Annotated in this window: 15 protein-coding genes; 6 read left to right on the plus strand and 9 right to left on the minus strand. The window is 51.8% G+C overall.

The features are described 5' to 3' along the window. Nucleotides 1-73: 73 nt before the first annotated feature. The 3 genes from gntR to OGX97_RS13175 form a co-directional block, all read right to left on the minus strand. The gene (gene gntR / locus OGX97_RS13165) at nt 74-1,069 is read right to left on the minus strand and encodes a gluconate operon transcriptional repressor GntR (protein ID WP_008786351.1); all 996 of its coding nucleotides are present in this window, start codon (nt 1,067-1,069) and stop codon (nt 74-76) included. A gap of 297 nt (nt 1,070-1,366) precedes the next feature. Next, nucleotides 1,367-2,062, minus strand: coding sequence for a quercetin 2,3-dioxygenase (gene yhhW, locus OGX97_RS13170; RefSeq protein ID WP_003023472.1), 696 nt, complete (start codon nt 2,060-2,062; stop codon nt 1,367-1,369). A gap of 123 nt (nt 2,063-2,185) precedes the next feature. After that, on the minus strand, nt 2,186-3,223 hold the full coding sequence (locus tag OGX97_RS13175) for an oxidoreductase (RefSeq protein WP_071446689.1): 1,038 nt from the start codon (nt 3,221-3,223) through the stop codon (nt 2,186-2,188). A 470-nt stretch (nt 3,224-3,693) separates the two neighbouring features. Between OGX97_RS13175 and yhhY the strand changes: the two genes are divergently transcribed. The 5 genes from yhhY (at nt 3,694) to OGX97_RS13200 (ending at nt 7,094) form a co-directional block, all read left to right on the plus strand. Continuing rightward, complete coding sequence (gene yhhY / locus OGX97_RS13180; protein WP_008786353.1) at nt 3,694-4,182, plus strand: N-acetyltransferase; 489 nt, start codon at nt 3,694-3,696, stop codon at nt 4,180-4,182. Nucleotides 4,183-4,228: 46 nt separating this feature from the next. After that, nucleotides 4,229-5,113, plus strand: coding sequence for a hypothetical protein (locus OGX97_RS13185; RefSeq protein WP_048236954.1), 885 nt, complete (start codon nt 4,229-4,231; stop codon nt 5,111-5,113). Nucleotides 5,114-5,381: 268 nt separating this feature from the next. Beyond that, nucleotides 5,382-6,542: a type VI secretion system tube protein TssD gene (tssD, locus tag OGX97_RS13190; protein ID WP_235126310.1), complete on the plus strand. Its 1,161-nt coding sequence runs from the start codon at nt 5,382-5,384 to the stop codon at nt 6,540-6,542. Then, nucleotides 6,542-6,820, plus strand: a complete 279-nt coding sequence (locus OGX97_RS13195) for a YrhB domain-containing protein (protein WP_057067167.1) — start codon at nt 6,542-6,544, stop codon at nt 6,818-6,820. Before tssD ends, OGX97_RS13195 begins: the two co-directional genes overlap by 1 nt. A gap of 22 nt (nt 6,821-6,842) precedes the next feature. Then, entirely contained in the window at nt 6,843-7,094 is a 252-nt protein-coding gene (locus OGX97_RS13200) for a MarR family transcriptional regulator (RefSeq protein ID WP_234691894.1), read from the plus strand. A gap of 72 nt (nt 7,095-7,166) precedes the next feature. On the opposite strand, the gene ggt is transcribed toward OGX97_RS13200, so the two are convergent. Continuing rightward, on the minus strand, nt 7,167-8,912 hold the full coding sequence (gene ggt, locus OGX97_RS13205) for a gamma-glutamyltransferase (protein WP_235126303.1): 1,746 nt from the start codon (nt 8,910-8,912) through the stop codon (nt 7,167-7,169). Nucleotides 8,913-9,030: 118 nt separating this feature from the next. On the opposite strand from ggt, the gene OGX97_RS13210 reads away from it, so the two are divergent. Then, a complete protein-coding gene (locus OGX97_RS13210) occupies nt 9,031-9,471 on the plus strand; it encodes a DUF2756 family protein (RefSeq protein ID WP_057067170.1) in 441 nt (146 codons plus the stop codon). Here the strand turns inward: OGX97_RS13210 and ugpQ are convergent. The 5 genes from ugpQ to ugpB form a co-directional block, all read right to left on the minus strand. Beyond that, a complete protein-coding gene (gene ugpQ / locus OGX97_RS13215) occupies nt 9,468-10,211 on the minus strand; it encodes a glycerophosphodiester phosphodiesterase (protein WP_057067171.1) in 744 nt (247 codons plus the stop codon). The genes OGX97_RS13210 and ugpQ overlap by 4 nt on opposite strands. Further along, nucleotides 10,208-11,278 carry a sn-glycerol-3-phosphate import ATP-binding protein UgpC gene (locus OGX97_RS13220; protein WP_008786359.1) on the minus strand — a complete coding sequence of 357 codons (1,071 nt, stop codon included), beginning with the start codon at nt 11,276-11,278 and terminating at the stop codon, nt 10,208-10,210. The genes ugpQ and OGX97_RS13220 overlap by 4 nt, the downstream gene beginning before the upstream one ends. Before the next feature lie 2 nt (nt 11,279-11,280). Next, nucleotides 11,281-12,126, minus strand: a complete 846-nt coding sequence (ugpE, locus tag OGX97_RS13225) for a sn-glycerol-3-phosphate ABC transporter permease UgpE (protein WP_003023450.1) — start codon at nt 12,124-12,126, stop codon at nt 11,281-11,283. Beyond that, nucleotides 12,123-13,010, minus strand: coding sequence for a sn-glycerol-3-phosphate ABC transporter permease UgpA (gene ugpA, locus OGX97_RS13230; protein WP_048215384.1), 888 nt, complete (start codon nt 13,008-13,010; stop codon nt 12,123-12,125). Before ugpA ends, ugpE begins: the two co-directional genes overlap by 4 nt. Nucleotides 13,011-13,120: 110 nt before the next feature. Continuing rightward, entirely contained in the window at nt 13,121-14,437 is a 1,317-nt protein-coding gene (gene ugpB, locus OGX97_RS13235; RefSeq protein WP_003827583.1) for a sn-glycerol-3-phosphate ABC transporter substrate-binding protein UgpB, read from the minus strand. Nucleotides 14,438-14,588 lie beyond the last annotated feature (151 nt).

Raw genomic sequence — 14,588 nt, forward strand, 5'->3', positions numbered from 1 at the left:
GCCGGATAAATAGAGAAGCAATATCCATTCGTGCTCGAAGTGTATAAGTGTGAGCTACTTCAAACTTGTTGGCTTAAATAGATCCGCCCGGTGACAAGGTGAAACCTAAATCTAACATTTTAGGCGTGACTGCTTCACCACGAATGCGCGCCAGCAGGCGTTCTGCGCCAATGCTGCCCATCCGTTCACGTGGCGTGAGCACACTCGCCAGACGCGGCTCCATCACCTGCCCGATGTCGTGACCGTGGAATCCGGCAATCGCCATGTCATCCGGGATTTTCAGCCCTAAACGCTGGCATTCGAAGGCCGCCCCTACCGCCAGGTCATCGTTGGTACAGAAAACGCCGTCGAGCTGCGGGTATTCACGCCGCGCCTGACGGATGAGTTCAATACCGGAGGAGTAGGAAGAAGACTGTTCCACCATCACGCTGTACGGCACCAGGTTGGCATCGCGCATTGCCTGCTCGTAGCCTCTCTGTTTGATGATAGTACGTTCATCAAGACGAGCGCCAAGATAGGCTACATGACGGTGCCCGCGGGCGATAATAGCGGCAGTCATCTGACGCGCGGCTTCGAAGTTGTCGAAACCGACGGCGATATCCAGACACGGAGACTGGCTATCCATCAGCTCAACCACCGGGATACCGGCAACTTCAATCATTTTCAGCGTACGGGGCGTGTGGCTACGTTCGGTGAGGATCAGGCCATCGATATTCCACGACAGCATCGATTCCAGGCGCTCTTGTTCCATCTCAGGCTTATAGCCGTAGTGCGCGAGCATCGTTTGATAACCATGGGCGTCGGTGACAGCCTCAATGCCGCGTAGCACTTCAGCAAAAACCTGGTTAGTGAGAGACGGTAACAGCACGCCGATAGCGCGGCTGGTAGCGTTAGAAAGGATATCAGGAGCGCGATTGGGAATATAACCCAGCTCATCAAGTGCAGCGGCAATTTTGCCCCGCAGCGCCACGGAGACCTGCTCCGGGTTACGCAAAAAGCGACTGACCGTCATTTTGGTCACGCCCACGCGGTCGGCTACATCCTGAAGTACGGGTCTTTTCTTTTTCATCGTCCTGAAGCGTTAAAAAGGGATAGATTCTCCCAGTTTACCACGGACGTGCGTGAACCTTTGCAGAGAAAAAAAGGAGTTTTTATTGTGATAAATACACAAAATCATTCGAGTTGCATCAAGGCGGCGACGCAGTGAATCCCCGGGAGCGTACATTAAGTACGCGACCGGGGTGAGCGACAAATCTGCCGGGAGCAGATTTGAACGCTGCATACAGCGGCCCCGAAGGGGCGAGGCCTATGGATGGGCCGAGTAATAAAGCCAACACAGATGCGGCTTGAAGGATGACGTGTATTTTTAGACTGGCGGCAGGTCAAACAGTAACACTTCACTGTCGCTGTCGGCATGAATAGAAATTGCCTGTTCATCCCAGATTGCCAGACCGTCGCTGGTGGTCGCTTTGGTGCCGTTAATCGTCACGTTGCCTTTTACCACCTGGATCCAGACGCGGCGTTCCGCGGCAATCTGATGCACCGACTGCTCATCTTTGACCAGCGCCCAACGGTACAGCTCCATATCCTGGTACACTTTCAGTGAACCATCACGGGCATCCGGCGACAGCACCAGTTGTTTACCCTGAGCGGCATCGAAACGACGCTGTTCATAGCGCGGAGTAATACCGTTCTCCTGCGGCATGATCCAGATCTGATACAGATGCAGCTTCTCAGTATTGCTCGGGTTGTACTCCGAGTGACGGATCCCCGTCCCGGCGCTCATAATCTGAAACTCACCGGCCGGAACCTGCTCTTTGTTGCCCATGCTGTCCTGATGCTCTACCGCGCCTTCCAGCACGTAGGTCAGGATTTCCATGTCTTTATGGGGATGAGTACCAAATCCCTGACCTGCATCGATCACGTCATCGTTAATCACGCGCAGTGCCGAGAACCCCATAAAGTTCGGGTCATAGTAGTTGGCAAAAGAGAAGGTATGCCAGGAATCAAGCCAGCCATGATTAGCGTGGCCACGGTCGTTAGCTTTGCGTAAGTAGATCATTGTGTTCACCCCCAGATGTTTTCGATGGAGTAAGTGTGGACTCAATCTGCCTGGGATCATAGAGGGTGAAAATTGACTCCTCTGTTCAAAAAATATGAACAAGCCCAGAGGAGTCTGTGCAGGCTATTTGGCGAGGGTTATCGTGGCAGGCGTTGCCTGTTCAAAGGCGCGTTCGAGGATCTCCAGGTTGGTAAGAACTTCAGATTCCTTGACGTAATTAGGCGTACCGGTGGTCAGCGTCTGGTACAGCGCGTCATACACGCGACCGTAATCCCCCACTTCCGGCTTTACCTCTTCTTTTACCGTGATGCCGTCATCGTTGACGTACTCCAGCATCCCAATGGAATCATCAGCAGCGAAACCTGGCTCACCCGGCATGATATTAGCCTTCAGGCTGGTTTCCTGCTGGTCGATGCCGTACTTCACAAACGAGCCTTTGGTGCCATGGACGATAAACTTCGGATAGTCGATTTTCACCAGATGACTGGTTTTAACAATGGCTTTCAGGTCGCCGTAAAACAGCTGCGCTTCAAAGGTATCGTCCGGGTTCGCTTTGTTGCGCAGGCTGCGGATGTCATAGGCCACATGATCGGGACGTCCGAACAGCGAGATAATCTGATCCATGGTGTGTACGCCCAGACCATAAAACGCGCCGTCCTGCGGCAGTCCCGGCTTGGTTTCCGCTTCAGGACGGTAGTAATCGAAATGGCTTTCAACCTCAACAATCTTGCCGAGCTTGCCGCTCTCAATGGCTTTTTTCGCGGTGAGGAAGCAGGAGTCAAAACGGCGATTCTGATACGGCGTAACGGTCAGTCCTTTGCTTCGCGCCAGTTCGAACAGCTCTTTTGCTTGCGCAAGCGTCGGCGTGAAGGGTTTCTCAACCAGCACATTTTTACCCGCTTCCAGCGCGCGTTTAGCATATTCAAAATGGCTGTCAGCATGGGTACAGACGATCACCAGTTTCACCTGCGGATCGTTTAAGATCTCGTCGAGGTCGCTGGTGAAGTGAATATGCGAATACTGCGGCGCCTGCTCTTCCGGCCTGGCGTTGCGGCGGAAAATGTGCGCGACGTGCCAGCTATTTTTGCGGTTGAGGACGTACGGCAAATGGTAGCGGGTGGTGCTTTTACCAAAACCAATAAATGCGCAGTGTAAGGTCATGAGACGATCCTTTTGAAGGTGATTGTCTACACCATAGCGCAAAGCGGCTGGAGACTGAATCCATCCTGTCATCGTGCCGGATGCGGCGTTGCCTTATCCGGCCTACCGCATTATACAGCCAAAAGATCGGGCGTAAGTGGCGTAGGCAGATTATTCACGGCCTGCGCGCAGCAACCGGAGCGTACACAGAGTACGTGAGGATTGCGAGCACAGCCCGGGATTAAGCTGGCAAGCAAACTAGCCCGAAACCCAGCCAAAAAAAAAGCCAGCAAAAGCTGGCTAAAGTAATACTGGAAGCAATGTGAGCAATGTCGTGCTTTCAGGTTCTCCGTAGGGGTTCCCCTGAACGCAGAGCAATAATAATCATTCTCATTCGCACTTGTCTACTTCTTTTTGCAAAAAAATGCAGTTGACGGATTTTTCTTTCTCAGCGAGTGTAAATGCACAATTAACCCTGCAGGAGATAAGGAATGAGTGAGATAGTGATACGCCACGCTGAACCGAAAGATTACGACGCAATTCGTCAGATCCACGCCCAGCCGGAGGTGTACCACAACACGCTACAGGTTCCTCATCCTTCTCTCGAAATGTGGCAAGCGCGGCTAACCGAGCAAGCCGGTGTCAAACAGCTGGTTGCCTGCATTGACGATATCGTCGTGGGGCATCTCTGTATTGAGGTCGCGCAGCGCCCGCGCCGCAGCCACGTGGCCGATTTTGGTATCTGCGTGGATGGCAGGTGGCACAATCGTGGCGTTGCCAGCGCGCTGATTCGTACGATGATCGACATGTGCGACAACTGGCTGCGCGTCGAGCGCATTGAGCTGACAGTATTTGTTGATAATGAGCCTGCTGTAGCAGTCTATAAGAAGTACGGCTTTGAAATCGAAGGCACCGGTAAGAAATACGGCCTGCGCAACGGTGAGTATGTTGATGCCTACTTTATGGCGCGCGTGAAATAAATTTAAGGGCGAGCCTTATCGCCCTGCTTATTGAAAGGACGCAATAGTGAAAAAGTTTCTTCCCCTGGTTTTGCTGGCCTCGCTCTCCCCTGCTTTTGCCACTACCGTACAAAATCTCGATTCCGTAGCCAGTGCCATCCAACATCCTGAAGGTAAACAGATTTTTGCTGAGCAAATGGCAGGAGCAACCCCTGCGAAAGGATTTGGTGAGCTTCCTCAGGGCTTATCTGAAAAGCAGTGGATTGCCTGGGTTGCACCGAATGAAGATCCTGACAACCTGATCCTGACCGGTGCTAAATCTTGGGGAAAAGACGGTAAATATATTGGCATTGCTTGTTTTGCCGATAATAAGGCTGACGCCGAGCAAGCAAAAAAATACGCGGATAACACCTGCCCGGAAAACTACAGCAACGGGCGCGCTAATAAATTATATCTCGGCGTTTTTTCCTGGCAGAATCCACAGCTAACGCCGATTGCACGCTCGGAAAAACCGTTAAACCAGCTCTCAGAGTGGAATAAAGCCGCTGAAAAAGAGAGCGATGATGAGTCCGTCAGACCGCTGGCTTATTATACAAAGCTGGATCTGGCACCGTATCGGATAGCACCCGATACCCTGGCATTCGGGGTGCGGGGTGGATACTCTGATGCGTATTCCGGCGGCGGCGCATTTTATGAAGTGCTGGAACTCTACACCATCAAAGACAGCAAGATAATCAACGTGTTTTCTGACCTTGTTTATTACTATTCGGACATTGCTGGAGACTGGAATAAAGACGGCACAAGGCAGCACGACATCAGCGAAAGTAAGTACATTCTCAAAATGCGCTCGGCAAAGACGCACGGATTTTATGACTTAGAGCGCGTTAGCCTACAGGATAAAAGCAGCCAAATATTCCGCTGGTCCGAATCACTGCAGCGATATGCGCCATAACCTACCGGTCAGGCCTACATCGTTCAGAACGCTGTAGGCCGTTGATATGGATTAATAAACATCAATAAAAATCCCATCAATAATCCTCCATTATAAAATAAATAAAAATTACGCCCTTAGCTATTTATATTCAGATTCCCCTCAAGAAAATTCATTTAAAGTGAAACGTTTTATTTCTGCTATATACGAACGCCATCAGAAAGCGTAATAAAAACAAAAATCAATTTACCGTTTTTATGACAGCACGCAATAAAAGGATAAGGATGTCATGAGTGATATCGTCTATCTGATGGTTTCAGGGCAGCAGCAGGGTGCTATTTCTGACGGATGTGGAACCATTGCATCCGTGGGTAACCGCTGGCAAATAGGGCACGAAGACGAAATTTTTACTTTTTCGCTCTCTAATAGTATAACCAGTACTGGCAGAGGTTCACATTTTCACGGACTGCAATTTTGCAAACTGATAGATAAAAGCACCCCATTGTTTGTAAATGCTATTAACAACAACGAGCAGTTGTATATGGAATTTTATTTCTACCGCATCAATAGGTTCGGTAGATGGGAGAAATATTATTATATTCAACTGCGGGGAGCATTTCTATCAGCCATTCAACACCAATTCATCGAGAATAATTTAGACACAGAAACAATAACCATCAACTATGAATATATCCTCTGCAAACATCTTATTGCCAACACTGAGTTCAGCTACCTGGCGTTGCCCGAAAACTACAACCGCCTGTTTATCCCCCGACCAAAAACCCCCGCAGACAACGGCCTCAAAACGTTAAACAGCAAAGGGGTTGGCAGACTGCTTGCCGCTGGAGGGATCTACAACGGGAATATCGACGGCTTCAGGGAAACGGCGGAAAAATTGGGGGGCGATGCTCCTGCAGGCTACGAGCAGGTACTTAACGAAAAAACAATTGGATTAGGTATTATTGCTGCATCCCTCCTTTTTTCAAGGAATGCTTCTAAGATTCAAAATTTTAATAGATTCAGGGGTGTAACAAGAAAATTTAACGATAAATCAGCTGGAACCATCCGAAATGTTAATCCCGGATATCCCAAAACAGGGCATACCCATAATTGCGTTAACTGCGCGATCGCTACAGATGCTACCTTGGCAGGACATCCAGCATCAGCATTACCAGTCAACTCAACAAAAGGTGTCCCTCTCTCAGTCTTAGAAAAGTTTTATAGTGGAAAATTCAAACCAATGTCATCTGTTGATGAAATAATTCACATAATGAGTAATGCTAATTCGGGTGCAAGGGGAATTGTTTATGGTTCGTATGGACCGGGACAGCCAGGACATGTCTTTAATGTTGCAAATCAGAATAATACAATCAGATTTTTGGACGGACAAACGGGGAATGGCGCTGATCTTAATCAATTCAAATCATTTCAACTATTGAGGACAAACTAGTGATCACTTATGAAGAAGCTATAAACAAAGCCAATAAATATCTTTACGATGAGGATGCTCCTGTCGTTATCACACTCCATGGAAGGTTTGCAGAAGGTTGGTTTTTTTGCTTCGAGTCTAGGGAATACCTTGAAACCGGAGACAACGTTGCCCGTCTGGCAGGAAACGCTCCATTCATCATCGATAAAGATAGTGGTGAAATCTTTGATTTAGGCACTGCCTGGCCGCTGGAGAAATATTTAAAAGACTACGAAGAAAGCAAAAAAACACGAAGCTAAGCTTACTCGGATGCGATTAACTATGATAACTGAAACAGAGCTTAACGTACTGAAAGTTATGGCTGAAAAAGATATTGACTGGAACTGGATAGCTTTGGATCGTGCTCTTTATACGAGAGGCGTTTCTGGATTTGGTAATGTTGCGAATATCGTAACGAGCCTTGTCAATAGCGGATTGGTTGATGTCGTATATGGCGAAGATAAATCAAGACCACGCTACAAAGTAGCCCAAAATGGCTTTAACTTGATCAAAGAGCAACAGCATCTTTTTTAGTTTAAAATATTATGCTCGTTAAAAATTGAGCCTTCCAAGTAAGCCCTCTCCCATCGAAGAGGGCCGTCATCCTTAGTACCCCGCCGTTAAGTCATCCACGGAACGCGGGTCAGAAGCACCATACAGTGCGCCATCCGGTCCAACCATAATACTCTGCGTGCTACCCATCGCCTCTTTCAGCGCGACTTTCTGTCCTTTTTGCTCCAGCAGCTTGATGGTATCCGGGCTGAAGCCCTTCTCGATGCGCAGTTCATCCGGTAACCACTGATGATGGAAACGCGGCGCGTTGGTCGCTTCGGCGACGTTCATCCCGAAATCAATGCTGTTGACCACCATTTGCAGTACGGTAGTGATGATTCGGCTTCCACCTGGGCTGCCGGTAACCAGCCAGGTTTTCCCGTCTTTTACCACGATAGTCGGCGACATCGATGACAGCGGACGCTTCTTCGGCCCAACCGCGTTAGCATCACCGCCCACCAGTCCATAAACGTTCGGCACGCCTGGCTTAGCGGAGAAATCATCCATTTCGTTATTCAGCAGAATACCGGTGTTACCCGCCACGATGCCGGTCCCGAAGGTGGTATTCAGGGTATACGTTACCGCCACGGCATTGCCGTCTTTATCCACTACCGAGAAGTGCGTAGTCTGGTTGCTTTCATACGGGGCGAGCTTGCCAGGTTTGATCTGGCTGGAAGGCTTAGCCTTGTTGATATCAATCTGATCGGCAAGCGTTTTAGCATAGGCTTTGTTGGTCAGCGCTTGCCACGGCACTTTCACAAAATCCGGGTCGCCCAGATATTCTGAACGGTCGGCGTAAGCATATTTCTCCGCTTCAGCCATAACCTGCATGGCGTCTGCGCTGCCAAATCCGTACTTCTTCATATCGAAGTTTTCGAGAATATTGAGGATCTGCACGATGTGAATACCGCCAGAGGACGGCGGCGGCATGGAGAAGACCTGATACCCGCGATAGTCACCGCCGATCGGCGTGCGCTCCACGGCTTTATAGCTGGCTAAATCCTCTTTGGTCATCAGCCCGCCGTTCTTCTGCATTTCCCCGGCTATCTGATCGGCAATAGCCCCTTTATAAAACGCATCCGGGCCATTCTCGGCAATCATTTCCAGGCTTTTCGCCAGATTCTTTTGCACCAGCTTGTCGCCCTTTTTCAGCGGCTCGCCGTCCTTCCAGAAAATGGCTTTGCTGTTCTCGTGATGAGGGAGCACTTCGCTGCCATAGGTTTTCAGATCGTCGGCCAGCGCGTCATTAACCACAAAGCCCTCTTCCGCCAGCTTCATCGCCGGGCGCACCACTTTGTTCAGCGGCATCGTGCCGTATTTCTCCAGCGCCAGCGAGAAACCCGCCACTGTACCCGGCGTACCGGATGCCAGATGCGACGTCAGCGACTTTTTCGCATCGGCGTTGCCCTGCTCATCGAGGAACATGTCACGGGTCGCGCCAGCAGGCGCCATTTCACGAAAATCGATCGCGGTGGTGTTACCGTCTTTGGTACGCAGCAGCATAAAACCACCGCCGCCCAGATTGCCCGCCTGGGGATGCGTCACCGCCAGCGCATAGCCAACGGCCACGGCGGCATCAACAGCATTCCCGCCCTGTTTAAGAATGTCCACACCAACCTGGGTAGCTAAAGCATCCACAGAGGCCACCATCCCTTGCTTAGCACGTACGGGATGGAACACATCTTCCTCGACTCCGTAAGATACCGGCGGTGGCGCAGCCGGCGCGGCAGCAACGCTAAAACAACTTCCTGAGAGCAGAGCAGCAATGGCTACCCGGCGTAAAAACGTCGGTTTTATCATCGTTATTCTCCAGATGTATGGGGGTCTGCCCCCACTAAGCCTGGTGCATAACTCTGAAATAATCATCGTAACGGCGAGAAAGGAGTAAACTTAAGAGATCCCCGAGAGGAGAAAAGCGATGAAACGACTCTTACTTTTAGCCATGCTGTTGCCGTTTGCAGGCTTTACACAGCCCATCAACACCATGAATAACCCGAACCAACCCGGTTATCAGATCCCGAGTCAGCAGCGTATGCAAACCCAAATGCAAACGCAGCAAATTCAGCAGAAAGGGATGCTCAACCAACAGTTGCAAACGCAGACGCGTATGCAGCAACAGCATCTGGAAAACCAAATTAACACCAACTCCCAGCGGGTCCTTCAGTCTCAGCCAGGCGAGTTGAATCCCAGCCAGCAGCAAATGCTGCCCAACAGCAACGGTGGGATGTTGAGTGGAACCCGTAACCCGGACAGCTCTCTGAATAAGCAACATATGCTGTCAGAGAAAAAGAACGGCGACATGCTGAAGCCCTCCAGCACGCCGCAGCCTAACGTTCCGTTAAAAACGATTGGGCCTTAAAAAGGTTGGAAATCCGGACCAATCGTATCAATGGCATCGGTACAGATGCAGTCCACGCCCCAGCGCAGCAGTTCCGCCGCGCGCTGGGGTCGGTTGACGGTATATACCAGAATACGTAGCCCCGCATCGCGCAGCGCATCCACACGCGCTTCATCCAGCAGTTTGTGATTAAGATGAATAGAGACGCAGCCAAGCCGCGTGGTCAGCTCGCGCCAGTCCTCGCGCCATTCATCAAGCAGCAAGCCTCTCGGCAGTTCAGGTACCGCCAGCTGCGCCGCTTCAAGTGCATCAATTTCAAAGGATGACAATAGTGGCGGCGTCATTCCCGCCCACAGCTCCCGCGCGGCCAGCGCCACGACTTTGCCAGTTAACGTTCCGGTGCCGGTTGTGGGTTTAATTTCAATATTCGCCATCATACCGTGCTGACGGCAGCGCTCGGCCACTTGCGAGAGCAGCGGCAGCGGTTCACCTTTAAACTCACCGCTAAACCAGCCGCCGGCGTCCACGCGCAATAAATCCTGCCAGTTCAGCTCGCCTGCCACGCCCCAGCCGTTGCTGGTTCGCTCCAGGTTGTCATCATGCAGTAAGAAGATCTCACCGTCTTTCGACAATTTAGCGTCAAACTCGATCATGGTATGCCCGTATCGCGCCCCCACGTCGATCGCCGCCAGGGTGTTTTCCGGGGCCAGCTTACCGCCGCCACGATGGGCGACAATATGGGGGTAAGGCCAGTTACTCATACGCGTTGTCCTGTTTCGCCATCAAAAAGATGCAGATGATTTTCCGGCAGATGCAGCCACAGCGTGCTGCCTGCCGTTGGGCGATGCTGATGCGCCAGTCGCACCACCAGCTTTTGCTCGCCCCAGCGTCCGTGTGCCAGGTTATCTGCGCCCAGCATTTCCAGTGTATCAACAACCAACGGCACGCCGCCTTCGGCCTGCGAGCTTAGCGCAATATGCTCTGGGCGGATACCCAACGTCATTTTACGCCCAATAGACTCTCTCGCGCTTCTGCCGATGGGTAGCGTCATGCCGCCCTCCAGTTCAAAATGGGTGCCCGAGGTACTGATGCACCCGTCCAGCAGGTTCATCGCCGGGCTGCCGATAAAACTCGCCACAAAGCGGCTGGCAGGCTTTTCATACACCTCAACCGGTGTACCTATCTGCTCGGCAATGCCTTTGTTCATCACCATCACCCGTTGGGCGAGGGTCATCGCTTCAACCTGGTCGTGCGTCACGTATAGCGAAGTGGTTTTCAGGCGGCGATGCAGATGTTGTAACTCCAGACGCATCTGCACGCGCAGCTTGGCATCGAGGTTAGAAAGCGGCTCATCGAACAGGAATACCGCTGGGTCACGCACAATCGCTCGCCCCATCGCTACGCGCTGGCGCTGACCGCCAGAAAGTTCGCGCGGACGACGTTTGAGCAGCTCACCCAGCTCGAGAATACGCGCCGCCTCATTTACCCGTTCAGCAATGTGCTCCTTGCCCATCCCGCGGATTTTCAGCCCCCAGGCCATGTTTTCTTCCACGCTCATATGCGGGTAGAGCGCGTAGTTTTGAAAGACCATCGCAATGCCGCGATCCTTCGGCTCCATCTCGGTGACGCGTTTATTATCAATCCAGATATCGCCACCGCTCACCCGCTCCAGCCCAGCCACCATCCGCAGCAGCGTAGACTTTCCGCAGCCGGATGGGCCAACCATCACGATAAATTCCCCGTCCGCGACGTCCAGCGTCAGCGGTTTAATCACCTGGGTTTTGCCGTCCCAGCTTTTGGTTACTGCCTGTAGTTTTAAACCAGCCATTTTTATTTCTCACTATCGACCAGACCGCGTACGAAGGCACGCTGCATGGCTAACACGATGATTACCGGAGGGATAAGCGTCAGCAGCATGGCAGCCATTACCTGGTTCCACTGCGTGGTGCCTTCACCGGTGGCGATCATGCCTTTGATACCCGCCACCGCAGTGCCCAAATTGACGTCGGTAATAATTAACAACGGCCACAAATACTGGTTCCAACCGTAGATAAAGGTGATAACGAACAGCGCCGCCAGATTGGTTTTTGACAGTGGTAGTACGATATCGCGGAAAAAACGCATCGGTGACGCACCGTCAATTCGCGCGGCCTCAACCAGCTCATCCGGCAGGGTCATAAAGAACTGTCGGAACAGGAAGGTCGCAGTAGCCGATGCCATCAACGGCAGCGTCAGACCCGCATAGCTGTCGAGCATTTTCAGGTTGGCGATAACCTCCACGGTGGGGAAGATTCGTACCTCAACCGGCAGCATCAGGGTGATAAAAATCATCCAGAAGAACAGGTTGCGCAGCGGAAAACGGAACCAGACGATGGCGAATGCGGAGAGCATGGAGACGGTGATTTTCCCTACCGTAATACTGAACGCCATGATGAAGCTGTTAAGCATCATCAACCAGAACGGCGCGCTGTTGACGCCCACACCGTTGACCCAGATGTATTTCATGTTCTCCAGCAACTGCGTGCCGGGAACCAGCGTCATCGGCGTTTCAAACACCGCTTTGTTGTCCAGCGTCGCCGCGACAAACGCGACGTACAGCGGAAACAGGATCACCATGATCCCCATAATCAACATGGCATGGCTGAATATTGTCAGCCCACGACGGTTCTCAATCATTGGTAACGCACCTTACTTTCCACATAGCGGAACTGCACCACCGTCAAAATAATGACCAGGAACATCAGCACCACCGATTGCGCGGCCGAGGCGGAGAGATCCAGCCCGACAAAGCCTTCGCGATAGATCTTATAAATCAACGTCGTGGTCGCCTGTACCGGTCCACCCGCCGTGGCGGCATCGATAACCGGGAAGGTATCAAAGAAGGCATAAACCAGATTCACCACCAGCAGAAAGAAGCTGACCGGGGCTATCAACGGCAGCGCCAGCTTAAAGAAGCGGCGAACCGGCCCTGCGCCATCAATCGCAGCAGCTTCGATCAGCGATCGCGGGATAGACTGCAGTGCGGCAAAGAAGAACAGGAAGTTGTAACTAATCTGCTTCCAGACCGATGCAAACACCACCAGGAACATCGCCTGACCGCTGTTTTGCGCATGGTTCCAGTCATAGCCAAACTCACCGAGAAAATGGGTAATCAGCCCACGTCCTGGGTTAAACAGGAAGATCCACAATACGGCGGCGACGGCAGGCGCGACGGCGTATGGCAACAGCATCAGCGTCTGGTAAAAACGGCTGCCGCGCACCACGTAATTCACCAGCGCCGCAAAAAATAACGACACCAGCAGACCACTTACCGTGACTAACGTACTGAACTTAATGGTGGTCCAGAATGAGTCGAGGTAGTACGGGTCATGAAACAGCGCGACAAAGTTTTCCAGTCCGACAAACTGGCTGGAAAGACCAAACGGATCAACGGATTGTAGCGAGTACCACAACGCTTCACCGGCGGGCCAGATAAAGAAAATAACGGTGATAACCAGCTGCGGAGCCACCAATAAATAGGGAAGCCAACGCGAGCGGAATACCGGACGGGATGAAGACATGTAGGTTCTTTTCCTGGAAGGTGCCGGATGGCGGTGCAAGCACCTTATCCGGCCTACAAACTACAAACTTGTAGGCCTGATAAGCACAGCGCCATCAGGCACTTATACACTTAAGACTTGGTCGATTGCTCAAAGCGGCGCAGTAACTGATTGCCACGCTCAACGGCGGCATCCAGTGCCTGCTGCGGGGTTTTCTTCCCAGTCCAGACGCTTTCCAGCTCTTCATCCACAATAGTGCGGATCTGCGGCATATTGCCCAAACGCAGCCCTTTGGTGAACGGCAACGGCGGCTTGTTCAGCATCTGGCGGGTGGCGATATCAGCCCCAGGGTTCTTCTCATAGAAGCCCTGTTCACGGGTCAGGTCGTAGGCAGCGGTGGTGATCGGTAGATAGCCGGTCTTCTGGTGCCATTCAGCAGCAATTTCAGGCTTCGCCAGGAAGTTGAGGAACTGCGCCACGCCTTCGTAGGTTGCTTTGTCTTTACCCTGCATCACCCACAGGCTGGCCCCACCGATAATCGCATTCTGCGGCGCGCCCTTCACGTCGGCATCGTACGGCATCATCCCGACGCCATAATTGAATTTAGCGTAGTGGCGGATGTCGGCCAGCGAACCGGAAGAGGCGGTGGTAATGGCACAATCCCCGTTGTAGAACTTCTCAGTGGATTCGTCCTTACGCCCGAAGTAGCTGAAATCACCTTTTTTGTTCAACTCTTCCAGCAGAGCGATGTGTTTCACCTGTTCCGGTTTATTGAACTCCAGCACCGCGTCGGTACCGTCAAAGCCATTGTTTTTGGTTGCTACCGGCAGACCGTTCCAGGCGCTGAAGTTTTCAATCTGAATCCATCCCTGCCAGCCGCTGGCGTAACCGCACTTCATGCCTGCGGCTTTCAGCTTCGCGGTGTACTCCGCCAGATCCTGCCAGGTTTTCGGCGGCTGCTCCGGGTCTAAACCGGCTTTTTTGAAGGCATCTTTGTTGTAGTACAGCACCGGAGTGGAGCTGTTAAACGGCTGGGAGAGCAAGTGTCCGCTTTTAGAGTCGGTGTAGTAACCGGAAACGGTCGGTACGAACTGAGACTCATCGAAGTTAATGCCAGCCTCTTTGAATACTTCATAGACCGGTTTAATGGCTTTTGAGGCCATCATGGTTGCCGTACCCACTTCATAAACCTGCAGCAGCGCAGGCGCGTTTCCGGTACGGAAAGCAGCAATTCCTGCACTCAGGCTCTGCTCGTAGTTGCCTTTGTACTGCGGAACAATTTTGTAGTCGGGATTGGCTGCATTAAAACGTTGCGCCAGTGAATCAACTTCTTTACCCAGTTCGCCTTCCATTGAGTGCCAGAACGGGATAGTGGTGACCGCCAGTGCCTGACCTGCAAATGCCAGGCTAAGTGCCAGTCCTAAAGCTGTATGTCGTAACGATATCATCGGTTATCTCTCTTGTTGTGCCGGATGCGCGATATCACGCGTTTTATGCTCGCGGGGGTAACATGACATGCTCGAATGACAGAAAAATAACTTTTTTATTACAAAAAAAAGATAGTAAGGCGACAAACAGATGGCAAGGCGGTGAAAGCGT

Origin of the sequence: Citrobacter sp. Cpo061, assembly GCF_030332845.1 — a bacterium.
GTDB lineage: Bacteria > Pseudomonadota > Gammaproteobacteria > Enterobacterales > Enterobacteriaceae > Citrobacter > Citrobacter portucalensis.